The organism is Flavobacterium omnivorum (assembly GCF_900099915.1).
In the GTDB taxonomy this organism is placed as follows: domain Bacteria; phylum Bacteroidota; class Bacteroidia; order Flavobacteriales; family Flavobacteriaceae; genus Flavobacterium; species Flavobacterium omnivorum.
In genome coordinates, this window is record NZ_FNDB01000008.1 from 14461 (window position 1) to 39803 (window position 25343).

Below are 25343 nucleotides of genomic sequence, written 5' to 3' on the forward strand. Positions count from 1 at the left end.
TGGAAAGATACGTTTATTTCGGGTCTCCGCTTTTTCTTTTAACGGCGTTTGAGATTGCATTTTTATCTTCCTCCGCTACTTCTTTTCGCAACTCCAATTCTTGCTTTGAGGCTGATAAATTAACCGGCGGTACAACTTCATCTGCAACCGAAAGTATAGAATCTTTATTGAATTTTGCATATTCTAATTCACCGGTTAACACTTTCTGAATTGATTGAATATAAGCTTCATTGCGCTGTAGGGCTTTGGACAATGAATCTGACTTTAAAGCGAGTTCCAGTGCATCTCGCTTTAATTTTGAAGAAGAATATCCTGGTATAAATTCTCGTAACGGGGTAAAAGCTATGATAAATATAGTGACAATTGTAATAATTATAGCTCCTAAAGTAGCTACCACAAAAACATTCATTAAGGTAAGTTTCAACGAAAAAGTTTCTTCAAAAGTATCCTCGTTTAAAATTATTAAACGCCTTTTATTGAATAGGTTTTCCTTTATTACTTTGCGTTTTTGTCTTTTCTTGGACATCTAAATTGATTATTGAACAAATATAACAATTATTGTCATTGATTGTATTCCCTTGCATTGACGTCACTGTTCTTAACGTAAATTTATTTTTAGCAAATTTTTAACGCTTATGAAACCAAATAAATGCATCAAAATGATTTTCGGTTAACTAATTCTATATACCTTTGTCTGCAGTTTTATTACTAATTTGCTTCGGCAATAAATTATTCAATCATGGGAAGATTAGGTGTTACAGAAATCCTTGTTATATTAGCGATTGTTTTATTACTTTTTGGTGGTAAAAAAATCCCGGAATTGATGAAAGGTTTAGGAAGCGGAATCAAAGAATTCAAAAACGCTGCTAAAGACGGTCAGCCAGCTGATAAAAAAGAAGAAGAAACAAAATAAAAAAAAGGCTTTTCATAATTTGAAAAGCCTTTTTTTATGATTTAAATTATCATTAGTTGAGAACTTTATTTTTAAACTAATTGGAATAAATTTCGAAAATGTCGTTTTCATCAGAATTAATAAATTTGATTGTTTTGTCGCTATTTTCCATAATCAAATCGACTAATTTTTTAGTATCTAAATTATATGTTTTAAGATAAATTAGCTTGGGTGGTGCTTTTCTTAAAAGTACAATTTTCTCGAAATCATCGTCTTTACTGATGATTGTAAATCCATTTTTCTTAGCATAATCCCAAATTGAAATATCATCTGCAGGTTGTTTAATTTTTAATTCTGCTGCGTGAACAACTTCTGAGAAAATTGGCGTAAGCTGCTTTATCATTCGCCAAGACAAATTTTCATCTAATAATAACTTCATGATGCAAAAGCAATTGTAGTTATCTTATCCCGATAAGCTGCAAATGAAAGTGTGGCAATGATTTTTTCTTTATCCAAGGCTGGAAAATCTACAATAATTTCTTCCATCGACATTCCTGCGGCTAAATAAGATAACACATCCGAAACGGTAATTCTAGTGCCCGAAACACAAGGTTTACCACTTCTGATTTCTGGATTTATGCTGATATATTTTTGCCAATCTTCCATAATTGATTTTTTTACTATTCAAATTTAATCAATTTTTTTGGTTCCTCGTTAAATAACCATCGTCAACTGAATTCTCTTTCTATCCTCATCGACTTCCACCACTTTTACGGTAACATGTTGGTGTAATTTTACCACCTCATTCACATCGCTGACAAAACCTGCTTTTAGTTGGGAAATATGAACCAAACCGCTTTCTTTGACTCCAATATCCACAAAACAACCAAAATTGGTAATGTTATTGACAATTCCCGGTAAAACCATTCCTGTTTTTACATCTTTTATCGTTTTTACATTCGGGTCAAATTCAAATACTTTAGCTGATTTTCTTGGATCTAATCCTGGTTTTTCGAGTTCTTTGATGATGTCTTTCAATCCCAATAATCCTATATCTGGTGTAATGTAATTTTCTGGTTTAATTAAGGCTGTTTTTTCTTTGTTGGCAATCAAATCATGCACAGTCAATTTCAAGTCTTTTGCCATTTTTTCGACGATTCCATAAGCTTCGGGATGAACCGCTGAATTATCTAACGGATTTTTTGCATTCGAAATTCGGATAAAAGCAACGCCTTGCTGATACGCTTTTTCACCCAAACGAGGCACTTTTTTTAATTGTTTTCGATCTGTAAAAGGACCGTTTTCAGATCGATAATTCACAATGTTTTCGGCAAGCTTCTCTCCTATTCCACTCACATAACTCAGTAAATGCTTGCTCGCAGTATTGATGTTAATTCCAACTGAATTCACGCAACGAATCACCGTATTGTCTAATTCTTCTTTGAGTTTGGTTTGGTCTACATCGTGTTGGTATTGGCCTACGCCAATGGCTTTCGGGTCAATTTTTACCAATTCCGCCAAAGGATCACTCAAACGTCTTCCGATAGAAACTGAACCTCGAACCGTCACATCATAATTAGGAAATTCGTCTCTGGCAATTTTTGAAGCTGAATACACGGATGCTCCCGCTTCTGAAACGATAAAAACTTGAACCGGTTTATCAAAAGCGATTTTCTTGATAAAGAATTCGGTTTCTCTCGAAGCCGTTCCATTTCCTATTGAAATCGCGTCAATTTTATAGGAATTCACCATCGAACGGATTTTTTTCATTGCCATCGCTTCCTCTTTTTGAGGTGCGTGCGGATAAATAGTTTCGTTATATAATAGATCCCCTTTTTCGTCCAAACAAACAATTTTACAACCGCTTCTAAATCCTGGATCAATGGCCAGAATTCGTTTTTCACCCAAAGGCGGAGCTAATAATAATTGCCCTAAATTATTCGCAAAAACCTGAATCGAATTGGCATCAGCCTTCGCTTTAGCTTCTTGTAAAGCTTCGTTAGAAATAGCCGGATTGAGTAATCGTTTATACGAATCTTCGATTGCTAATTGTACGTGCGACGTAGTTTTGTTTTGACTTTTTAAAACTAATGCATCAATAATATCATACGCTTCATCGATATCTACTTCTACTTTAAACTTAATAAAACCTTCATTTTCGGCACGAAGCATTGCTAATAATCTGTGCGAAGGTGCTTTAGTCAACGGTTCTGACCAATCGAAATACTGATTGAATTTCTGTGCTGCTTCGTCTTCTTTTTTCGTTTTTACAACTTTGGTGGTAATGGTGGCTTTGCGTTCGTACAATCGTCGGAGTTGCTTTCGAACATAAATATTTTCATTAATCCATTCGGCAATAATATCCCTGGCGCCTTGCAATGCTGCATCTTCATTAATAATATTTTCGTTCAAGTATTTTGTCGAAATAAAATCGACATCATCATTATTTTGCGCCATAATAATTTTGGCTAGCGGTTCTAATCCGTTTTCTCGGGCAGTATCCGCTTTTGTTTTTTTCTTCTTTTTAAAAGGCAGATAAAAATCCTCCAATTCCTGTAAATCGAAACTTTGCTGGATTTTTTTCTCTAATTCTGGGCTAAGTGCATTTTGTTCCAGAATCGATTTTAAAATCGCTTCTTTGCGTTTTACAATCACTTCATATTCCTTCTGGAATTTGGCAATTTGCTCAATAAAAACCTCGTCCAAATTACCGGTTTTATCTTTCCGATACCTAGAAATAAACGGAATGGTACAATCTTCCTGTAATAATTGAACGGTATTTTGAATGTTTATAGCTGCAGTAGCAACATGTTTTTTGATATAATCGATGTTTGTCATAATGCTGACCTTATTAGGCGGATATAGATTTTAATGGAAAACAAAAATACATTGTTTTTTAACCAATTTTAAGCTTGTTGAAAATATAATTAAATTTTAATGTTGTGATTACTAAATTTTTAACTAATTTTATAAGTCCCTGATTTACAGATATTAAAATCCTGCTAACTATGAAAAGTAAGTAAACAATTAATACCTCACAAAAATGGAAACTACTACTATTAAACGTTTTTTGCTAATTGGATTAGCCTTAACATTTTTGTCATTTGAATTACCATCTGGTTGGTTTAAATCCGGAAGTGATCCAAACAGTTATGACATGAGAGTCGAAAAAGGAGCCGGTTACGACGGGAAAAATGCCGCAACTATTCAATCCATAATGCCTAATATTTCGGGATTTGGTACACTTATGCAGAGCTTTGCTGCCGAAAAATATCTTGGTAAAAGAATCCGACTTTCCGGCTATGTGAAAACAAAAGATGTTGCTGGTAAAGCTTGTTTTTGGTTGCGAGTTGAAAAAGCCAATTCTCAACAAATATTATCGTTCGATAATATGAATAACCGCCCCATAATTGGCACAAATGACTGGAAAAAGTATGAAATTGTAGTAGATGTTCCTGCAACTGCTTCAAAAATTTCATACGGTGCATTAGTGCGAGGAACAGGAAAAATCTGGTTTGATAATTTGAGTTTCGAAATTGTAGATAGTTCCGTGGAAACAACCGGAAAGAAAATTGAAAAATCAGAAAAAATTATAGAACCTACCAATTTAAATTTTGATGAATAGGACTTCTAAATTTTTAATCGGATTAATCACAAAATGAAATTCCAATCTCGAAAAATTATGTTTTCAAGATTGGAATTTATGTTTTATGAAACTATTTTTTTATGCTTTTAAAAAAATTGAATTATACCAAATGAGTCATAGTTTAAAGGATCCTCTTCTATTTAGACTATTAAATTTTGTTCGCATTTATTCTTGTTAAAGGTTATCTTTGGTTCAAAATCCCCTGTTTATGTCTTTTTTATTTTGGTATTTTCCACTTATTAACTTAGTTGCTTTTTCAATAATAGAAGTTGACAAACAGCTGGCTATTCAGCAAAAAAGACGCATTTCAGAACGAAATTTACTGTTTTCAAGTGCAATCGGTGGAACAATTGGTTCTGGATTAGCGATGCTAATTTTCCGACATAAAACTTCAAAAATATCTTTTTTAAGGAAGTTTTTTATAATTGGTATACTCCAAGTTTTTTTGGTATATTTCTATGTTATAAAATCTAAAAAATTACTCCTATTGATTACTTCAAAAGTAGCCTCTGGATATGCTTTTGCGAAAGCAGCGGGAACTTTCGATTTTTTAGTTTCACTCCACTTAAAATAAAACGCGCGTAGTTCCTGTCCTTCGTAACGCAGTGAATCGTATATTTTATAATCAAAAAATAGTAATTCAGTCAACGTAGTGACTGAATTTACATTAATTCAGTCAGTGCGTTGACTGAATTGATGTAAATTAAGCCAATAAAAATTCTAACAAGAAATTTTATCTACTCTATTTTGGTGTCTTCCACCTTCAAAATCCGTGTTTAAAAAGGCTTCTACCATTTCTACCGCTTGTGGAATTGAAGTGAAACGAGCAGGAATACTAATAATATTGGCATCATTATGCTGACGTGCTAAAACGGCAACTTCTTTTGTCCAGCATAAAGCAGCTCTTACTTTTGCGTATTTGTTGACTGTCATGGCAATTCCATTTCCGCTTCCGCAAATAACAATTCCAAAATCAGCTTTTCCCTCAGAGACATCAGTAGCCACTGGACGACCAAAATCAGGGTAATCTACGCTTTCTGTTGAATCAGTTCCATAATTCGTTACTTCATGTCCTTTTGCTTCAAGCATTTCAACGATTGCTTTTTTGTAATCCGGTCCTGCGTGATCGTTTCCTATGGAGATTTTCATATAATATGTTTTAAGTTGTGTGCTGCAAATTTAAATAAAGTAATCTAGCATGAGAAATTTAAATTTCGCTTCTTTGATAGATTTTTCAATTTTATTTAGGTATCATAAACAATGTAAATTACCAAAGCTGTAACTAACAGTCCGTGATACAATTAGCAGTTATCAACAATTGGATTATCTTTATAAATAGCTGTAAATCAATATAAATTATATACTTTAAATGTTAAAAATTTACATTGTTAATAGTGAAACCTAATTGCTTGATATTCAGTTAACTTTAAGTTAACATCAAATGTTGATAAGTTCGGATAGAATTTTAGAAGTTTATTTGGGTACTTAAATAAAAATAAGTAATCCAAAACCTGTTTTTTAAAACCTAATTTAGTTTGATAAGATTTTAGAATAGTTATCAATATTAAAAAGTAGGTTATCAACAAAAAAGGGTAGTGTGAGTTATTTACAAAATTAATAGTTTTGATGTTATCAACCATTGTTAATTAAAATATAAAAACACTTTAAAACTAAGAGTTTATAATAAAATAAGTATGTTGATAACTCACAATAACATCTTTAAACTTGATTTCAATGCGTTTTAAAATAAATTTATTGCCACTATTAACAAGCTATAATAACAACCAAAAAATAATTTAAATTTAATTTTTCTTTTTTATTATATTAATATATGTTGACAACTTTCAAAAAAATTAAAGTCAAAAAATTGATTTCAGTTTCAAACGATTTTCAAATTGTTGTTTAGGTTGTCTAATAATTCCTGAACTTTTTCAAAATCGTTGAAATGAATTTTGAGTTTGATTCCACCGTAGGCGAAACTGCCAAAAGGATCAATGGAAACCAACGTTTCGTTTTCAAAAAAATAGTTAATCTCTTCCTGCTCCAGCAAATGCTTAATAACTACAATTTCATGGGAATAATTGAAAATTGCAATGGTTTGAAATTCTTCCATTTTTGATACTTTTTATAAAGATACAACTATTCTGTAAAGTTATATTTTCTTTAAAACTGTGCTCTCTTTACTGATAACAGTTTAGTATTTTGTAATTTTAGACTTTTAAGAACAGATTTATGAGTAAAAGATTAAGAAAGCCGATAAAAAAAGGGAAAGATTTCTCTGAAAAAATTATAAAAATATTATCGCAAAGTGCTAATAAAGCATTCAACTACAAACAAATAGGAGCAAAGCTAGAGCTTGACGATACCGAAAGCAGAAATCAAATTATCAAAGATTTGAAAATTCTGGCTTCGCAAAATAAAATTATAGAGTCAGAACCAGGTAAATACTTAGTGAAAGCTGAAAGTAAAGAGTATTACGAAGGTAAGATTGACATGACAGGACGTAAAACAGCTTATTTTGTTTGTCCTGATATGGAAGAAGATATCTTTATTCCTACAAATAACCTAAACCACGCTTTAGACAAAGACATTGTCAAGGTTTATGTTTACAATCGTAGAAAAGGAAAAAGACCAGAAGGTGAAGTAATTGAAGTCCTTGAAAGACATAAAACTGATTTTGTTGGTGTTATTGACATTCAAGCTAATTTTGCTTTTGTTTCTACAGCAAATCCAAAAATGTACACTGATATTTTTATTCCAAAGGATAAAATAGGCGAGGCGGAGCAGGGCGATGTAGTTTTGGTTCACATTGAAGATTGGCCAGCCAGAGCCGATAGTCCTTTTGGTTCAGTAATAAAAGTTTTAGGGAAACCAGGACAGCACGATACAGAAATTCATGCAATTCTTGCTGAATACGGTTTGCCGTCAGAATTTCCTATTGAAGTGGAAACGTTTGCACAAAAAATTGATACTTCGATAGAAGAAAGTGAAATTGCCAAACGTCGCGATATGCGAGATACGTTGACTTTTACCATTGATCCAAAAGATGCGAAGGATTTTGATGATGCACTTTCATTCAAAAAACTAGAAAATGGTAATTACGAAATAGGTATTCACATTGCCGATGTTTCGCATTATCTTCAAGAAGGAACAATCTTGGATGATGAAGCGTATCAAAGAGCAACTTCGGTTTATTTAGTGGATCGAGTAGTACCAATGTTACCCGAAGTATTATCCAATTTTGCGTGTTCATTACGTCCAAATGAAGAAAAATATACGTTTTCGGCCATATTCGAAATCACTGAAACATCTCAAGTAGTGAATCAATGGTTTGGTAGAACTGTAATTTATTCGGATCAGCGTTTTGCTTACGAGGAAGCGCAGTACATCATAGAAACTAAAGATGATGTGATTCCGGAAGAAATTTCGATTACAGGAAGTTCGTATCAAGTTTCAGCAGCAATTGTTTCTGCGACGCTAAAAATGGATGAATTAGCCAAAATTCTTAGAAAAAGAAGAATGGCTGAAGGAGCGATTTCTTTTGATAAAGTAGAGGTGAAGTTCAATTTAGATGAAGCCGGAGAACCTCAAGGCGTTTATTTTAAAGTTTCGAAAGATGCTAATCATCTGATTGAAGAGTTCATGCTTTTGGCCAATAGAAAAGTAGCGGAATATATTGGAAAACAAAAAAAGACGTTCATTTACAGAATTCACGATGAGCCAAATGAGGATAAACTTTTTGCAATGCAAGCTGTTATTGCCAAGTTTGGACATAAAATTGATTTTAAACAAGGTTCTATTTCACAAGCTTTGAATAAATTAATGGAAGATGTAAATGGTAAGAAAGAGCAGAATTTAATTGATACGCTTGCAATAAGAAGTATGAGTAAAGCCAAATATTCTACGGATAACATAGGACATTACGGTTTGGCTTTTGATTATTATTCGCATTTTACATCACCAATTCGTCGTTATCCCGATGTTATGGTGCATCGATTGCTGCAGCATTATCTGGACGGAGGAAAATCAGTTGATGAAGAAACGTATGAAACAAAATGTTTGCATTCGTCAACCATGGAAGGTTTAGCAACGAATGCTGAAAGGGATTCTATCAAATACATGCAGGTAAAATACATGCAGGATCATCAGGATGAGGAATTTTTAGGCGTAATTTCCGGTGTGACCGAATGGGGAATTTATGTTGAAATCATCGAGAATAAATGTGAAGGAATGTGTAGAATCAGAGATATAAAAGATGATTATTACACTTTTGACGAAAAACAATATGCACTAACCGGCGCAACTTCTGGAAAATTATTACAATTAGGAGACGAAATTTACGTTAAAGTAAAAAATGCCGATTTAGTTAAAAAACAACTGGATTTTAATTTTTTAAGAAGAATTGAAGAACCGTTAAAATAAAAAAAAATGAAATCAAAGATTCACGAATATCAAAAAATAAATATTAGAAATATGAGTAAAAGATTAGTGATTATTGCTTTTGTATTTTTAAGTCAATTTACAAACGCTCAAGTAACCAGAAACTTAGGAGATTTTGATGAAGTTAAAGTTTTTGATAAAATCAATGTCAAATTAATTGAAGCTTCAGAAAACAAGATTGTAGTAACCGGAGCACGCGCTGACGAAGTGGAAACGGTCAATAAAAATGGCGAATTAAAAATCAGAATGCCTTTTCCACAATTATTATCTGGAGATGATATTACGGTTAAATTGTATTTTAAAAACCTCGAAAGTATTGCTGTGAGCGAGGGAAGCTATGTATCCAGCGAAGAAGATTTCAAACAAACAAGCTTAGATTTAAATGCAAAATCTGGAGGAGAAATAAAATTAGAAATAGATGTTGACAAAGTAAACATCAAAGCGAATGCTGGTGGAATAGTTACTTTATCAGGAAAAGCGAAAAATCAAGATGTTGTAATTACTTCGGGAGGAATTTTAAACGCTAAGGATTTAGAGACTTCACAAACCACAATAAGCGTTGCTGCAGGAGGAAAATCTGAAATTCATGCATCTACCTTAGTTGATGCAAAAGTTCGTGCTGGTGGCTCTATATTTATCTACGGTAAACCTAAACAGATTAACAAAGAAGTATTCATTGGCGGTACGATTTTAGAAAAATAGTAGTACTTTGGTTTAGATTTTAGCGTAATAAATTTAAATTTTTAATGATAAACGACATTTTAGCTGGTATTCCTTGGGGAATTTTCTTGAGTTTTATGATTGGTCCTGTTTTTTTTATTTTACTGGAAACAAGTATTATAAAAGGATTTAGAGCGGCTTTGGTATTTGATTTAGGAGTTATTTTAGGGGATATTGTTTTTATAGGAATTGCGTATTTAGGAAGTTATAGATTGATTCAAAGTTTAAAAGATCAACCGGCTCTTTTCATTTTTGGTGGAGTGTTGATGTTGGCTTATGGTATAATTTCCTTCCTACAGTTAAAAAAAGAACAGAAAATAAATACGGATATTATCGACAAGGAAATTGTCAAAAAAAACTATATAAGCCTTTTCATCAAAGGATTTCTATTGAATATCATTAATATTGGTGTTCTAGGTTTTTGGTTGGCAATTATCATTTCTGTAGGCCCAAAACTCGAAATGCAAACCTCCAGAATGGTCACTTTTTTTATTGCAGTTATTGGAACTTATTTGTTTGTTGATTGTATAAAAATACTTTTGGCGAAGCAATTAAAAACAAAACTAACACCAGTAAATATTCTAAAAATTAAAAAAGGAATTAGTGTGGTAATGATGGTTTTCGGAATGGTTTTAATTACGCAAGGATGGTTTCCTCAAGAAAAAGAAATGGTTAAAAAAGCATTTGATAAAATAGATAATTAATACTATTTTTTATAAAATAGTAAAAGTCTTGACTCTAATTGATTTAGATTCAGGGCTTTTTTTATTTAAACATTTAAGTCGTTTAAGTTTTTTTTAAACCAAGGAGAAATTGAGTTTTATTAGGATTTAGACTTAATTTTTCTTAATTTCTTAATGGTTTAAATTAGAAATTTTTTAATTTTTATTAAAATGTGACATAGATAAACATCCAAATTACTTGGAAAGTTAAAGAGGTATCTCCCGAACTTCGGGACGAATTCAAACCATAACTTTATCCAATTTTCCCCAAAAATTTGACATAAAAAAAGAGACACATTTCTGTATCTTTTTTAGAGTCATCTCCCGAAGCTTCGGGACGGATTCGAACCCTAACTTTACTAATTTTTTCTAAAAATTTGACATAAAAAAAGAGACATATTTCTGTATCTCTTTTAGATTCATCTCCCGAAGCTTCGGGCCGGATTCGAACCTTATCTTTACTTAATTTTTTCTAAAAATTTGACATAAAAAAAGAGACACATTTCTGTATCTCTTTTAGAGGCATCGTCCGGATTCGAACCGGAGTAGGAGCTTTTGCAGAGCCCAGCCTAGCCACTCGGCCACGACGCCATCGTTGAATGGACGGCAAAAGTACTTAAAAAGTTTAGAGTTTTAAAGTATAAAGTTTAAAAGTTTTAAAAAATATTTTTATGCTAACTCCTATACTCCTCCATTTCTATAGTAACTGCTTCAACATCACCACCAATAGGAGGGTTTAGTTTAGAAACTGCTACAATAATTCTGGAAATTTCAGGAATTTCTTCAAAAATTCGTGTCACAATTCGGTGTCCTACATGTTCTAATAAATCAGAACGAATAGCCATTTCTTCTACAACAATGGTATTCAAAAGTACATAATCCACTGTATCTTTTAAATCATCCGAAAGGCTGGATTTTCTCAGATCGGTCTTAACTTCTAAATTTACGGTGTAGTCAGAACCAATTTTACCTTCTTCAATCAAACAACCGTGATAGGAGTACGTTCTGATATTTTTAAGTTTTATAATGCCCATTTCTTAACTATTTTAGTGAGAGTAATCATGTACTGAATTCAGTTCTAAAGAAAACTGTAAACTGTAAACTGAAAACTGTAAACTTTTTTATCTTTGCTAAAATAAAACAAAAAAATGTCAACTGAAGAAAAATCACTCCATTTTATAGAACAAATTATTGAAGACAGTTTATCAAACGGTTTTCCTCAAGATAAATTACGTTTTCGTTTTCCGCCAGAGCCTAATGGGTATTTACACATTGGACATGCTAAATCGATTTGTTTAAATTTTGGTTTAGGATTAAAATACAATGCGCCAGTAAACCTTCGTTTTGATGATACTAATCCAGCCAAAGAAGAGCAGGAATATGTAGACGCCATCAAAGAAGATTTAAAATGGTTGGGTTTTAATTGGACCGAAGAATTATACTCTTCTGATTATTTTCAACAGTTATACGATTGGGCTCTTGCCATGATTAAGAACGGAAAGGCCTACATTGATAGTCAATCGTCAGAAGATATGGCTGTTCAAAAAGGAACACCAACACAACCTGGAGTTGACGGTCCTTATAGAAACCGGTCAGTGGAAGAAAATCTTACTTTATTCGAAGGGATGAAAAATGGCGATTTCCCAGAAGGAAGTCATGTTTTACGTGCTAAAATAGATATGAAATCTACTAATATGTTGATGCGTGATCCATTGATGTATCGTATTTTACACCGTGAGCATCATAGAACTGGGAAGGATTGGAATATCTATCCAATGTATGATTATGCGCATGGCGAAAGTGATTATATCGAACAAATTTCGCATTCTATTTGTACACTTGAATTTGTGATGCATCGGGAACTTTACGATTGGTTTTTGGATCAAATTTATGATGATTCAAAAGTGAGACCACATCAATATGAATTTGCCCGTTTGAACTTGAATTACACCGTAATGAGTAAACGAAAACTATTACAATTGGTTCAAGAAAAAATCGTAAATGGTTGGGATGATCCAAGAATGCCAACGATTTCAGGATTGAGAAGAAGAGGTTATACGGCGAATTCTATACGTAAGTTTTGTGATATTATTGGTGTTGCTAAAAGAGAAAATATCATTGATTTCTCGCTATTGGAATTTTGTTTGCGTGAAGACTTAAATAAAACTGCTCCAAGAGTGATGGCGGTTTTAGATCCAATAAAATTAGTAATCACTAATTATCCGGAAGATAAAGAAGAATGGTTAGAAGCCGAAAATAATCAGGAAGACGAAAGCGCAGGATTTAGAAAAGTTCCTTTTTCAAGAGAATTATACATTGAAAGGGAAGATTTTTTAGAAGAAGCTCCCCCTAAATTTTTTCGCCTGAGTTTAGGACATGAAGTAAGGCTTAAAAATGCCTATATAATCAAAGGAGAAAGTGTTATAAAAGATGCTGCGGGAACTATTACGGAGATTCATGTAACCTATGATGAAGACAGTCAAAGTGGGAGTGGGAGTGAAGCGAGTCAACGAAAAGTGGCTGGAACCCTGCATTGGGTTTCAATTCAACACGCTTTAGAAGCCGAAGTGCGTCTTTATGATCGCTTGTTTATTGATGAAGCACCAGACAGTCATAAGGAGAAAAATTTCTTGGAATTTATGAATCCTAACTCGTTACAAATTGTAAATGGATTTGTAGAACCAAGTTTAGCTTCGGTACAATCGGGGGACAAATTCCAGTTTCAACGCTTGGGTTACTTCAATGTGGATAAAGATTCAACCGAAATCAAAATTATCTTTAATAAAACCGTAGGTTTAAAAGACGCGTGGGAAGAAAAAGGCAAGAAAGAAGAAAATGTATTGATGAATACCCAAAAGGAAATCAATAAATATGTGAAGGAAAAAGACGAAAATAATGCCAATTTGATTTTAAACACCATTGTTGCTAACATAAAAAGTATCGACAATTACAGTTTAATTATTCACACCATCGTCAAAAATGTTAAGAATGACAATAACTCCTTGTTGTTTTCTAATTTGATTTTACATTATTCTGATAAAGTAAAAGTAAAAGATATCGAAGAAGAGGCGTTGACTAAATTATATTCTATGTCATTGAAAAGTCAATTGTGTGCCGTTAGAATTTTGGCCATTGAAAATTTACAAAATGACTTGAATCATTTTAGTCTTTTGGAGCATCAGCTTATAGAGTTAAAAACAAAGGAGAAAAATGAAAAAGTACTGCAATTATTAAACAATCTTAAAATATAAGTTATACAAATAAGTATAGGTTTTATCAATTAAAAGCTCTCTTTTTAGAGGGCTTTTTCTATTATTTAAAATTCTTATAACAATTGGTTTTTTCATATTATTTTCCAATTAAAAACGAAGCGCATAAGTTGATTTTAAGCTTGCTTTTTTGAATTTATATAAATAAGTATAAAATTAAAATATAGGTGGTTTAGCACGCTTTTATTTGGTTTTTGACCTATAAATTTGCACTTTAACGAGTTGTTAACGGGATGTTGTTAATAAATCTGTATCTTTATGAAACAAACTTTTAAACTTTAGAATTATGTCGAATACTACAGGGAATACATTAGTTGCCGTTTTAACTGGAGTAGTTATTGGAGCTGGATTGGGAATTTTGTATGCACCAGATAAAGGTTCAAAAACCAGAGAAAAATTAAAAGATGGTTATGATGATGCCAAAAACGATTTGCAAAATAAATTTGACACGGTCTCTTCGCAATTTAATGATAAGTTGACATCTGCTAAATTTGATTTAGAAGAAACATACGAGGATATGATTTCCAATATGAGTCACAAAACTGAAGAGGTAATTTCTTTTTTAGAAGAAAAATTAGCGGAGTTAAAAAGGCAAAATGCTAAACTTCAAAAATAATATGGTTTTACCCATTTACTAAATCTTAAAACGAACTACATGGCTTTTGAAGAATTAAAAGAGAATACAGAGGAAATTCAAGACCAGATTCATGCTTATATACAAAGTAATGTATCTTATTATAAATTATGGGGTTTTAAAGTTGCGATGAAATCGACCACTATGATTTTCAAATTTTCTTTGATTTTTTTGTGTTTGGCTATGGTTTTATTATTTTTCTCCATCGCAGGAGCCATGGCTATAGGTCAATCTTTAGAAAGTTATCCCTTGGGATTTTTAATAATTGGCGGAATCTACCTCGTGGTTACAATTCTCTTGTTTTTAATTAAAGATAAAGTTATTGAAGGACCAATACTCGAGAAATTTTCTGAAATATTTTTTAACGAATAAATTATGGAAACCAAAAAATATTCCTCTTATGCTCAAATAGATAGAGAATTAGAAATTTTAAAAATTGAAAAAGAGATTAGTTATCAAAAATTAGTTTTTGGAGTAAAGAAAACAAAAGAAAGTTTTACACCACAAAATATTGTAAGCGACCTAATAGGCAGTTACAGTGCTGCAATTCCTTATGGAGCTCTCGTCTCTACAGCGGTGCCTTTTCTACTAAACAAAGCAGTTCCATTTGTCAAAAATTGGTTTGCAAAAAGAAAAAGAGGCGTTTAAGCCTCTTTTTTTATGATTATTAAAGTATTTATTCCTCATTATCTGGAGTTTCTGGGGTTTCTGGCAATTGATAATCGGTAGTATCTTCTTTTCGAGTACTTCTTTTCCCATTTTTATTTTTCATCATTTCACCTACTTGGTTGGAAGCGCTAAAAGATGCAATCATATTGTTGAGCATGTCACTTCCGGCTTGTGGAGAATTAGGCAATAAAATCAGATTGGAATTTGCGTCAGCGCCAATAGCTTGTAATGTATCATAATGTTGTGTTACTACAATTAATGCTGAAGCTTCTTGGGAGTTTATACCCACTCTGTTCAAAACATCAACACTTTCTACTAAACCTTTAGCAATTTCTCTTCTTTGGTTCGCAATACCTTGTCCTTGTAATCGTTTGCTCTCTGCTTCCGCTTCCGCTTTGGCTACAATTCTAATTCTGGATGCTTCTGCTTCAAATTCAGCTACTGTTTTTTCTCTATCAGCAGCATTAATTCTATTCATTGCATTTTTTACTTGAATATCCGGGTCAATATCCGTTACCAAAGTATTGATAATGGTATACCCATACGTAGTCATGGCCTCATTTAATTCTCTTTTTACTGCGATGGCTATATCATCTTTTCGTTCAAAGACATCATCTAGTTTTAATTTTGGAACTTCAGCACGTACTACATCAAACACATAAGAAGTAATTTGATCGTGTGGATATTCTAATTTATAAAAGGCATCATAAACGGTTTCTTTGATAACCATAAATTGAACGGAAACCTTAAGTTTTACAAAAACATTGTCTTTGGTTTTTGTCTCAATGATAACATCTAATTGTTGGATTTTTAGATTGACGCGTCCAGCAATTCTGTCAATTAAAGGAATTTTTAGATGCAAGCCTGATTGTCTGATACTTAAAAATTTACCAAATCGTTCTACAACTACAGCCGTTTGCTGTTTTACTGTAAAAAAGGAGGATAGTAAGATAAATAATCCAAAGACCAGTAGGATAATTAACGTAATATTCATAATTTTTTTTGTTTTTAGTTAAAATTTATCTCACAATTTACAAAAAAACTTTAGGTTTGTCCTCGTAAATCTTAATTATATGAGAAAGTTAACACTTGTCCTATTTCTTATTTTAGTATCTGTATCCGCCTTTTCCCAATACAGATATAGGGATTCAAATAGGATTGGAATTAGTTTTGGAGGCAATCAATTTTCCTTAAATACTAACAATTTTTATGCGAAACCAGACTTGGGTTGGAATGTGGGACTTTCTATGCGGGGAAATTTCTATAATAATTGGGACATGGTGTATAACATTCAATTTAGTGAGAATAATTTTTCTGTTGCAACAAACACTTTTACTTTGGCACAGGAAGATGTTAATTATAAATTGGCGTCAGCTCAAGTGTCTTTACAAGTAAGTTATGAACTTGTTGAAAATCATTTGAGTATTGAGTTTGGCCCAATTGTTCAAGTAAATGGAAAATTAAATATAGATAACTCTGATGAAAACAATGTCATTACTGGTACAACTTTGCTAGCCAAAGATATTAGGGAGATTTCTAATTTTAATTTTTATCCAACGGTTGGAATCACGTTTGGTGTTCGTCATCTCAGAGCTAATGTTTCGTATCAATATGGAGTCAATAACATGCTTGAAAACTTAAACAACAAGAATTTAGGAGTCAATTTCAAGGGAAATCCTGGAATACTAAACGGGAATTTGATTATTTATTTGTAAAATTTATAACTTTTGAAGTTTATAAAGTAAAAAGCTTCTAGCCTTTTGAAGGCTAGAAGCTTTATTAGTTTAAAGAGTCGCTATTGCTTTTTGAATTCTCTTAATCGTTTCTTCTTTCCCAATGACTTCAACGATATCAAATAGGTGAGGACCTTTCAGTGCACCAACTAAACTCAAGCGAAAAGGTTGCATTACTTTCCCCATTCCAATTTCATTTTTCGTCATCCAGTATTTCACTATCGTTTCGATGTTTACTGAAGTGAAATCAGTAATTTCCTCCACAACAGAAATTAATTCTTGCATCAAGGCTGGTGTTTCTGCTTTCCAGTTTTTACTTGCTTTTTCATCGTAAGCGGTTGGAGCTACAAAAAAGAAATCACTCATTTCCCAAAATTCAGAAACAAAATGTGCGCGTTCCTTGATTAAAGAAACTATTTTTATAAGTTTTCCATCTGTCAAATCGAGCGCAGTGGAGATGCCTTTTTCAGCCAAAATAGGAGCATAGGCTTTCGCCAAAGTTGCATCTTCCTGCTTGATTAAATACTGGTGATTGAACCATTTATTTTTTTCTGGATCAAATTTAGCTCCAGCTTTATGAACTCTGTTCAAGTCAAATGCTGCTACTAATTCTTCTAATGAAAATATTTCTTTGTCCGTGCCGTCATTCCATCCCAACAAAGCCAAAAAGTTGATTACGGCTTCCGGGAAAAATCCTTTTTCTCTATAGCCTGATGAAACGCCTTCTGCTGTTTTCCAATCTAATGGAAATACTGGAAATCCCATTTTATCACCATCACGTTTGGATAATTTTCCGTTACCAACTGGTTTCATAATCAATGGTAAATGTGCAAATTCTGGAGCTTCCCAACCATATGCTCTGTATAATAAAACGTGTAAAGGCATTGATGGCAACCATTCTTCACCACGAATTACGTGAGATGTTTCCATTAAATGATCATCCACAATATTAGCCAAATGGTACGTTGGCATTCCGTCACTTTTAAACAACACTTTATCATCCAAAAGATTCGTTTCAAACTTTACATCACCACGAATAATGTCATGCAAATGCAACGTTTCATTCACAGGAGTCTTAAAACGGATGACATAATGTTCGCCAGCAGCAATTCTTTTAACAGTTTCGTCTGCAGAAATCACTAGTGAAGTGTCCAGTTTTTCTCTGTTAGTATGGTTGTATATAAATGTTTTTCCTTGTTCTTCTTCTAATTTTCTTGCTGCATCCAAAGCTTCTGCTGTATCAAAAGCATAATACGCATTTCCGGAATTGATTAATTCAGTAGCGTATTGTTGGTACAAATCTTTTCTTTCGCTTTGACGGTATGGACCAAATTTTTCATTTTTACCAATAGTTTCATCTGGCGCAATTCCCAACCATTCCAGCGCTTCCATGATATATTCTTCGGCACCGGGAACAAAACGGTTTTGATCCGTATCTTCAATTCTCAGGAAGAATACGCCATTGTTTTTTTTGGCAAACAAATAATTGAACAATGCGGTACGAACTCCGCCAATATGTAAAGGTCCTGTTGGACTTGGTGCAAAACGCACCCGAACTTGTTTAGACATTGCTGTAAATTTTTTGCGAAGATACAAATTCGATTACTCAATTGGATTATCTGAAAATGAGATAATGTAAGATTAATGAGTTTGATGATTTTTAACATTTCTTTATTCACATGTAGCTATTTATTGTTTTTCATCGTTCATGTGTAATTCACATATTAAGTTTTGTATTTAGAGTACTTATTTCTGATGTTCATTTCATATAAATTATTACTTTTATTGGTTACAAAAAACAAAGTATAAATTTTGGAAAATCAGCAATTTATTTATCAAAAATTAGAAGCTTTCATCAGGAAGTTTTATACCAACGAACTGATACGTGGAACTATTTTCTTTATCGGTTTAGGATTGTTGTATTTTCTATTTACGCTTTTTGTCGAATATTTTCTTTGGCTCAAGCCAATGGGAAGAACCATTTTGTTTTGGACTTTTGTTGGAGTAGAAGTGTATTTGTTGTTTCGTTTTATTTTGTTCCCCATTTTTAAATTATTTAAACTTCAAAAAGGAATCGATTACAATCAGGCTTCTACAATTATTGGAAATCATTTTACAGAAGTGAGTGATAAGCTGACTAACTTTTTACAATTAGCTAATTTGAAAGACCAGCAAGTCAAATCAGAATTATTAGTGGCATCCATTGAACAAAAAGCCAATACGTTGCAGGCAATCCCTTTTGGAAATGCTATCAATTACACGGGTAACAAAAAGTATTTTCCTTTAGCAGTTATTCCAATACTGCTCTTGGCGTTTTTCTTTGTTTCGGGAAACAGTACTATAATTTCTCAAAGTTTGAATAGAGTAGTGCACTTCAATTCGAGTTTTTTGCCACCTGCTCCATTTAAATTTGTAGTTCTTAATTCAAATTTACAAACCGAACAAGGAAAGGATTTTATCCTTCGCCTTAAAACAGAGGGAAAAGTAGTTCCAGAGAATGCGATGATTTTTATTGATGACGAAAGTTATTTTATGGAATCGACTAAAGCGGGAGAGTTTCAATTTAAGATGGCAAAGCCTTCAGAAAATATTTTGTTCCACGTGGAGGGAAATGCGATTTCTTCAGCTGATTATGAATTGAAAGTCATAACCGTTCCATCGATTGCTAATTTTGAAATGCAATTGAATTTCCCATCGTATTTGAATAAAAAACAGGAAACAATCAAAGGAACAGGAAATGCGGTTATTCCGGAAGGAACGCGTGTGACTTGGAAAATAAATACACAAGCGACACAAAACGTGGAGTGGATGGATGGAATTTCTAAAGCTACTTTTTCGAAAACAGAAAACGCTTTTGTTTTATCTAAAAATATAGTTCAAAATACAGATTATCAAATTCTTACTTCAAATGATAAGGTAAAAAACTACGAAAAACTCAATTATCAGCTTACTATTGTCAAAGATCAGTTCCCAGCGATCAATGTGAACAACGCACCGGACAGTTTAAAGGTGTCTAAGAACTATGTTTTAGGTCAAATCTCGGATGATTATGGCTTGTCTAAATTGCAGATTGTTTATTACGAAAGAGAGAAACCACAAACTGCTAAACGTGGAACAATTGTTATTAATAAAAGTGCTTTTGATCAATTCGTGTTTTCTTTTCCAAGTAATCTTCCGGTAGAGCAAGGCGTGTCTTATGATTATTATTTTGAAGTTTTTGATAATGATGCAATCCATAATTTTAAAAGCACGAAGTCTTCTGTTTTTTCTAATCGTGTTTCGACAGATGAAGAAAAGGAAAATCAGATATTGCAACAGCAAAATGACAACATCAACAGTTTAGAGAAGTCTTTAAAAAACCAAGACAAACAAATTTCTGAAATGGAAAAGTTGCAAAAAACCGGAAAAGAAAAAGAAAATCTGGATTTCAAAGATCAGCAAAAAGTAAATGATTTCATCAAACGGCAAATGAAACAGGATGAAATGATGAAGGAATTCACTAAAAAAATGAACGATAATTTGGAGCAATTCAAAACCGATAAAAAGGATGAATTAAAAGAAGAACTTCAAAAACGAATGGACAAAGCGGAAAAAGAATTGGAGAAAAATCAAAACCTTTTAGACGTGCTGAAAGAACTGAACGATAAAATTCAAAATGAAGATTTATTGTCTAAGTTGGATAAGTTCAAACAAAACAGTAAAAACCAAACTAAGAATTTAGAACAGTTGGTAGAGTTGACTAAGCGATTTTATGTAGAAAAGAAAGCTGAACAATTAGGAGACAAACTGGACAAGCTTTCTGAAAAGCAAGATAAATTATCGAATGATGAAAAGGAAAATAAATTGGACAAACAAGAAGACATCAATGCGGAGTTTGACAAAATTCAAGAAGATTTAAATGTTTTAGATAAAGAAAATAAGGAATTAAAATCACCTTTGGATTTACCAAAAGACGATGCTAAAGAAAGAAGTATTGATGAAGACTTAAAGAAAGCTTCTGAGGAATTGAAGAAAGAGAAGAAAGATAAAGCTAAAAATAATCAAAAAAGTGCTTCTAAAAAGATGAAAGAGATGGCACAAAAAATGGCACAAACTTTGGAGCAAGGTGAGATGGAACAGTTGCAAGAAGATGTTGCAATGATGAGACAAATATTGGACAACTTATTGGCTTTTTCTTTGTCACAAGAAGAGTTGATGAATCAATTTAAAAAGCACAAATCAGGTTCTCCGGCATTCAATAAAAACATCAAAATCCAGCAGGATTTAAAACAACAGTTCAAGCATGTTGATGATAGTTTGTTTGCGATGTCGTTGCGTAATCCTAAAATTGCGGAGGATATTACTAAAGAGATTGGCAATGTAGTTTACAACGTAGATAAGTCTTTGTCCAGTTTAACAGATGCTCAAGTACCAAAAGGTTTGTCGCATCAACAATATACCATTTCTGCGGCTAACAAATTAGCAGATTTTCTTAGTGATATGCTTAACAATATGCAAATGCAAATGTCAGGAATGGGTTCCGGAAAACCAAAGCCAGGTCAAGGAATGCAATTGCCGGATATTATTAAAAAACAAGAAGGTCTTGGCGATAAAATAAAAGAGAGAATCAAGAAAGGAGAGAAGCCTGGTGACGGTCAAAAAGGACAAAACGGAAAACAAGGAAAACCTGGCGAATCAGGTCAAGAGGGTGAGGGTGGCGAAGGTGATGCGCAAGCTATTATGGAAATTTATAAAGAGCAAAAGCAATTACGTGAAGCATTGCAAAACGAATTGAACAAAGTAGGATTGGGTGGTAATGGACAAAGCGCTTTGGAACAGATGAAGCAAATTGAAAAGCAATTGTTGAATAAAGGTTTTAAGAGTGAAACGTTGCAAAAGATACTGAATGTAAAACAGGAATTATTGAAATTAAATTCTGCCATTCAGCAACAGGGACAGGAAAATAAACGTCAATCTGAGACTAACAAAAAGCAGTTTAACAATCAATCTAATGCGTTGCCAGCTGGTTTATTAGATTATTTGAATAGCATAGAAATATTAAATAGACAATCCTTACCTTTGCGCTCGAATTTTAATCAAAAGGTTCAAGAATATTTTAATAAAAAATGATCAATTTTAATTACGAAACCGACTTTAATTTAGACAACGAAGAAGCGATTGCTTCTTGGTTATCTGCAGTTATCATTTCAGAAAAGAAGAAAGAAGGGGAGATAAGCTATATCTTTTGTGATGATAAATACCTCCATAAGATAAATTTAGAATACCTCAATCATGATACCTTAACAGATGTTATTAGTTTTGATTACACGATGGGAAATGAAATTAGTGGAGATGTTTTTATTTCGGTTGAACGAGTAAAAGACAACGCAGCCGATTTTAATGTATCTTTTGAAGACGAATTGAAGCGGGTTTTAGTTCACGGGATATTACATTACTGTGGTTACAAAGACAAAGGAGAATCTGAAGAGCTTTTGATGCGTAACAAAGAAGATGAAAAAATCGCATTGTTCCACGTGGAACTGTAGGAATTGATGCGTCGCTGTTTTCGTTGTGTTCCACGTGGAACAGGATGGAATTTTAATTATATAAATTGTTTATTGTTTCACGTGGAACAAAATATAGATTACAAAATCAGAACCCTTCAAAATGGGTATAAATTATACAAGAAGATGTTTTTAGAGGAATATGATGTAATTGTTGTTGGTGCGGGACATGCCGGATCTGAGGCTGCTGCTGCTGCTGCAAATTTGGGATCCAAAACTTTATTGGTAACCATGAGTTTGCAAAATATTGCGCAGATGTCATGCAATCCAGCGATGGGCGGAATTGCCAAAGGACAAATTGTGCGAGAGATTGATGCGCTTGGAGGATACTCAGGAATTGTTTCGGATAGGACTGCAATCCAGTTCAAAATGCTGAACAAATCTAAGGGTCCAGCCATGTGGTCGCCACGTGTTCAAAGTGACCGTATGCGTTTTGCTGAGGAATGGAGAATGATGTTGGAAGGAACTCCAAATCTTGATTTTTATCAGGAGATGGTGAAAGGTTTGATTATTGAAAACGGAAAAATAAAAGGAATCCGAACTTCGCTGGGGTTAGAAATCCGATCTAAATCGGTTGTGTTGACCAATGGAACTTTCCTCAATGGTTTGATTCATATTGGCGAAAAGCAATTTGGTGGAGGAAGGGCAGGCGAGAGTGCTTCGCATGGAGTTACTGAAGATTTAGTAGCGGCAGGTTTTGAATCTGGCCGAATGAAAACGGGAACTCCTCCAAGAGTAGATGGACGTTCTTTGGATTATTCCAAAATGAATGAAGAAAAAGGAGATGCCAAGCCGGATAAATTTTCTTATTCGGATGTAACTACTCCGTTAATTCATCAGAGATCTTGTCACATGACATACACGTCTCTTGAAGTCCACGATATTTTGAGAGAAGGTTTTGATCGTTCTCCAATGTTTAATGGAAGAATAAAAAGTCTTGGACCAAGATATTGCCCTTCGATTGAAGATAAAATTAATCGTTTTGCTGATAAAGAAAGACACCAATTATTTGTGGAACCGGAAGGATGGAATACATGTGAGGTTTATGTAAATGGTTTTTCAACTTCTCTTCCTGAGGATATTCAATTCAAAGCGTTGAGTTCCGTTGCAGGATTTGAGAAAGTAAAATTCTTTCGTCCGGGTTATGCAATCGAATACGATTATTTCCCGCCCACACAATTGAAACACACTTTGGAAACAAAGCTTGTTGAAGGTTTGTATTTTGCCGGACAAATAAACGGAACTACCGGTTATGAAGAAGCAGCTTCTCAAGGATTGATGGCTGGAATAAATGCACATTTAAAAGTACATGAAAAAGCACCATTAATCTTAAAAAGAGACGAAGCGTATATTGGTGTTTTAATCGATGATTTAATCACCAAAGGAACAGAAGAACCTTATCGAATGTTTACGTCTCGTGCAGAATACAGAACGTTGTTGCGTCAGGATAATGCCGATTTCAGATTAACGCCAATGTCACATGAAATAGGTTTGGCATCAGAAGCGCGTTTACGTAGAATGGAACACAAATTAAATGAATCTGAAAAGATGGTTGCTTTCTTCAAAGAAACGAGCGTTTCGGTTGCAGAAGCAAATCCTATATTAGAATCAAAAGCTACGGCTTTAATTACGCAAGGAGATAAAATGTTTAAAGTATTTTCGCGTCCGCAGATCGATTTGGATGACATGATGAAATTTGAAAAAGTTGCTGCGTATGTTGCAGCAAATGATGTAGACCAAGAAATTCTGGAACAAGCCGAAATCCAGGTAAAGTATTCTGGTTATATCGAAAAAGAAAGAAACAATGCGGATAAACTGCTTCGATTGGAAGATGTAAAAATCCCTGAGAATTTTGATTATGAGAAAATCAAGTCCATGTCCATTGAAGCAAAACAAAAATTAAGCAAGATTCGTCCGGTGACCATTTCTCAAGCTTCAAGGATTAGTGGGGTATCTCCAAGTGATGTTTCGGTATTGTTGATTTATATGGGACGTTGAGAAAGGAATCAGTTCATAGTCTCAGTGTTCAGTAAAAAAACGAATACTTTACAAGACGTTCCACGTGAAACAAAATCAAATTTGCATTATATTTAAAGGGATTCAGCTGCAAACTGCGACTGGAAACTGAAAACTAACAATATGGACATTTCAAACCAACAGCCTTTTTTAACCGTTAAAGATTATTCTGTTTCTCAGGAAATTTTCGACTTGTATCATGATGCAAAATTGGACATGCTGATTACGACTCCGCAACCCAGTTTAGAAAATTTAGGAAAGTACTACGAAAGTGTGGATTACATTTCGCACACAGATAGCAAAAGGTCTTTGTTTGAAAAAGTATATCATTTTGTAAAAAGCATTGCGCTTAAAAATAAGTTGAATTTAATCAATTCTTTGCTACCGAATAAAGGAAGTGTTTTAGACATTGGTGCAGGAACTGGAGATTTTTTATCTGTGGCCAAAGAAAATGGTTGGCACACGATAGGAGTGGAGCCAAGTGAAAAAGCAAAAGCGATTGCGAAAAAGAAAGGGGTTTCATTTGTTGGAGAAACTAGCGAATTAGAAAATCAGTCTTTTGATGTGATTTCGATGTGGCATGTTTTGGAACACGTTCCAAATTTGGAAAACCAAATCAAAGAATTGAAACGATTATTAAAACCAAACGGAACGTTGATCATTGCTGTTCCAAATTTCAAATCTTTCGACGCAAAACATTACGGGAAGTTTTGGGCCGCTTATGATGTGCCAATTCATTTTTGGCATTTTTCTAAAACGGCTATAAAAATGCTTTTCGAAAAAGAAGCAATGAGTTTAGAAAAAGTGCTTCCTATGAAATTCGACTCATTTTATGTGAGCTTACTTTCGGAAAAATACAAAACCGGTAAAATGAATTATATAAAAGCTTTTTTTGTCGGATTGCAGTCGAATTGGGAAGCGAAGAAGAATTTTGAGTATTCTTCACACATTTACATCCTAAAAAACAATCAAAAATCATTTTAAGTGCATTTAAGCGTATTTTTTAATGTAATTGAATGTGATTGTCTAACTTTTAAACTAATTCGTTTATTTAAAAGA

Annotated in this window: 24 protein-coding genes and 1 tRNA gene; 15 read left to right on the plus strand and 10 right to left on the minus strand. The window is 33.2% G+C overall.

Features of this window, described 5'->3' with window-relative positions; translation table 11 throughout:
• Positions 1–13 precede the first annotated feature (13 nt).
• Positions 14–526: a peptidase gene (locus BLS90_RS09470; protein ID WP_091257415.1), complete on the minus strand. Its 513-nt coding sequence runs from the start codon at positions 524–526 to the stop codon at positions 14–16.
• A 213-nt stretch (positions 527–739) separates the two neighbouring features.
• On the opposite strand from BLS90_RS09470, the gene tatA reads away from it, so the two are divergent.
• The gene (gene tatA, locus BLS90_RS09475; RefSeq protein ID WP_066075957.1) at positions 740–913 is read left to right on the plus strand and encodes a twin-arginine translocase TatA/TatE family subunit; all 174 of its coding nucleotides are present in this window, start codon (positions 740–742) and stop codon (positions 911–913) included.
• Positions 914–989: 76 nt separating this feature from the next.
• Here the strand turns inward: tatA and BLS90_RS09480 are convergent, their stop codons facing one another.
• Genes BLS90_RS09480 through BLS90_RS09490 form a run of 3 tightly spaced genes read right to left on the minus strand, consistent with a single transcriptional unit; the run spans position 990 to position 3730 of the window.
• Positions 990–1331 (minus strand): DUF5615 family PIN-like protein, encoded by a 342-nt coding sequence (locus BLS90_RS09480; RefSeq protein WP_091257416.1) that lies wholly within the window; start codon positions 1329–1331, stop codon positions 990–992.
• Entirely contained in the window at positions 1328–1558 is a 231-nt protein-coding gene (locus BLS90_RS09485; RefSeq protein WP_091257417.1) for a DUF433 domain-containing protein, read from the minus strand. The genes BLS90_RS09480 and BLS90_RS09485 overlap by 4 nt, the downstream gene beginning before the upstream one ends.
• 48 nt (positions 1559–1606) lie before the next feature.
• Positions 1607–3730 (minus strand): Tex family protein, encoded by a 2124-nt coding sequence (locus tag BLS90_RS09490; protein WP_091257418.1) that lies wholly within the window; start codon positions 3728–3730, stop codon positions 1607–1609.
• Positions 3731–3935: 205 nt separating this feature from the next.
• Between BLS90_RS09490 and BLS90_RS09495 the strand changes: the two genes are divergently transcribed.
• Entirely contained in the window at positions 3936–4517 is a 582-nt protein-coding gene (locus tag BLS90_RS09495; RefSeq protein WP_091257419.1) for a hypothetical protein, read from the plus strand.
• A gap of 229 nt (positions 4518–4746) precedes the next feature.
• Complete coding sequence (locus BLS90_RS09500) at positions 4747–5112, plus strand: DUF1294 domain-containing protein (protein WP_091257420.1); 366 nt, start codon at positions 4747–4749, stop codon at positions 5110–5112.
• Between the two features lie 146 nt (positions 5113–5258).
• On the opposite strand, the gene rpiB is transcribed toward BLS90_RS09500, so the two are convergent.
• Complete coding sequence (rpiB, locus tag BLS90_RS09505; RefSeq protein WP_091257421.1) at positions 5259–5687, minus strand: ribose 5-phosphate isomerase B; 429 nt, start codon at positions 5685–5687, stop codon at positions 5259–5261.
• 730 nt (positions 5688–6417) lie between these two features.
• A complete protein-coding gene (locus BLS90_RS09510; RefSeq protein ID WP_091166467.1) occupies positions 6418–6651 on the minus strand; it encodes a hypothetical protein in 234 nt (77 codons plus the stop codon).
• 119 nt (positions 6652–6770) lie between these two features.
• Here BLS90_RS09510 and rnr point away from each other — a divergent pair, with 119 nt between their 5' ends.
• From rnr to BLS90_RS09525, 3 genes are read left to right on the plus strand one after another with little or no spacing between them, the layout of a single operon-like run.
• Complete coding sequence (gene rnr, locus BLS90_RS09515; protein ID WP_091257422.1) at positions 6771–8960, plus strand: ribonuclease R; 2190 nt, start codon at positions 6771–6773, stop codon at positions 8958–8960.
• Positions 8961–8966: 6 nt separating this feature from the next.
• Complete coding sequence (locus BLS90_RS09520) at positions 8967–9680, plus strand: head GIN domain-containing protein (protein ID WP_245705080.1); 714 nt, start codon at positions 8967–8969, stop codon at positions 9678–9680.
• 44 nt (positions 9681–9724) lie between these two features.
• Positions 9725–10402: a LysE family translocator gene (locus BLS90_RS09525; protein ID WP_091257423.1), complete on the plus strand. Its 678-nt coding sequence runs from the start codon at positions 9725–9727 to the stop codon at positions 10400–10402.
• Positions 10403–10940: 538 nt separating this feature from the next.
• Here the strand turns inward: BLS90_RS09525 and BLS90_RS09530 are convergent.
• A tRNA-Cys gene (locus BLS90_RS09530) sits at positions 10941–11011 on the minus strand.
• A gap of 83 nt (positions 11012–11094) precedes the next feature.
• Positions 11095–11454 (minus strand): dihydroneopterin aldolase, encoded by a 360-nt coding sequence (gene folB, locus BLS90_RS09535; protein WP_066078942.1) that lies wholly within the window; start codon positions 11452–11454, stop codon positions 11095–11097.
• Positions 11455–11568: 114 nt separating this feature from the next.
• Between folB and BLS90_RS09540 the strand changes: the two genes are divergently transcribed.
• From BLS90_RS09540 to BLS90_RS09555, 4 genes are all read left to right on the plus strand, one after another.
• Positions 11569–13671 (plus strand): glutamine--tRNA ligase/YqeY domain fusion protein, encoded by a 2103-nt coding sequence (locus tag BLS90_RS09540; protein ID WP_091257424.1) that lies wholly within the window; start codon positions 11569–11571, stop codon positions 13669–13671.
• A 304-nt stretch (positions 13672–13975) separates the two neighbouring features.
• Positions 13976–14305 carry a YtxH domain-containing protein gene (locus BLS90_RS09545; RefSeq protein WP_091257425.1) on the plus strand — a complete coding sequence of 110 codons (330 nt, stop codon included), beginning with the start codon at positions 13976–13978 and terminating at the stop codon, positions 14303–14305.
• 39 nt (positions 14306–14344) lie between these two features.
• Positions 14345–14695 carry a phage holin family protein gene (locus BLS90_RS09550; protein ID WP_091257426.1) on the plus strand — a complete coding sequence of 117 codons (351 nt, stop codon included), beginning with the start codon at positions 14345–14347 and terminating at the stop codon, positions 14693–14695.
• 3 nt (positions 14696–14698) lie between these two features.
• Entirely contained in the window at positions 14699–14971 is a 273-nt protein-coding gene (locus tag BLS90_RS09555) for a DUF6327 family protein (RefSeq protein ID WP_073353773.1), read from the plus strand.
• A 28-nt stretch (positions 14972–14999) separates the two neighbouring features.
• On the opposite strand, the gene BLS90_RS09560 is transcribed toward BLS90_RS09555, so the two are convergent.
• Positions 15000–15986, minus strand: a complete 987-nt coding sequence (locus BLS90_RS09560; RefSeq protein WP_091257427.1) for an SPFH domain-containing protein — start codon at positions 15984–15986, stop codon at positions 15000–15002.
• A 79-nt stretch (positions 15987–16065) separates the two neighbouring features.
• On the opposite strand from BLS90_RS09560, the gene BLS90_RS09565 reads away from it, so the two are divergent.
• Complete coding sequence (locus BLS90_RS09565; RefSeq protein ID WP_091257428.1) at positions 16066–16707, plus strand: outer membrane beta-barrel protein; 642 nt, start codon at positions 16066–16068, stop codon at positions 16705–16707.
• A gap of 69 nt (positions 16708–16776) precedes the next feature.
• Here BLS90_RS09565 and gltX read toward each other — a convergent pair whose 3' ends face one another.
• Positions 16777–18294: a glutamate--tRNA ligase gene (gene gltX, locus BLS90_RS09570; protein ID WP_091257429.1), complete on the minus strand. Its 1518-nt coding sequence runs from the start codon at positions 18292–18294 to the stop codon at positions 16777–16779.
• A gap of 243 nt (positions 18295–18537) precedes the next feature.
• Between gltX and BLS90_RS09575 the strand changes: the two genes are divergently transcribed.
• The 4 genes from BLS90_RS09575 (at position 18538) to BLS90_RS09590 (ending at position 25268) form a co-directional block, all read left to right on the plus strand.
• Positions 18538–21834, plus strand: a complete 3297-nt coding sequence (locus BLS90_RS09575) for a coiled-coil domain-containing protein (protein ID WP_091257430.1) — start codon at positions 18538–18540, stop codon at positions 21832–21834.
• The gene (ybeY, locus tag BLS90_RS09580; protein ID WP_091257431.1) at positions 21831–22250 is read left to right on the plus strand and encodes an rRNA maturation RNase YbeY; all 420 of its coding nucleotides are present in this window, start codon (positions 21831–21833) and stop codon (positions 22248–22250) included. Before BLS90_RS09575 ends, ybeY begins: the two co-directional genes overlap by 4 nt.
• A 144-nt stretch (positions 22251–22394) precedes the next feature.
• Complete coding sequence (gene mnmG, locus BLS90_RS09585) at positions 22395–24266, plus strand: tRNA uridine-5-carboxymethylaminomethyl(34) synthesis enzyme MnmG (RefSeq protein WP_091257501.1); 1872 nt, start codon at positions 22395–22397, stop codon at positions 24264–24266.
• A 141-nt stretch (positions 24267–24407) separates the two neighbouring features.
• On the plus strand, positions 24408–25268 hold the full coding sequence (locus tag BLS90_RS09590; protein WP_091257432.1) for a class I SAM-dependent methyltransferase: 861 nt from the start codon (positions 24408–24410) through the stop codon (positions 25266–25268).
• Positions 25269–25343: the final 75 nt, after the last annotated feature.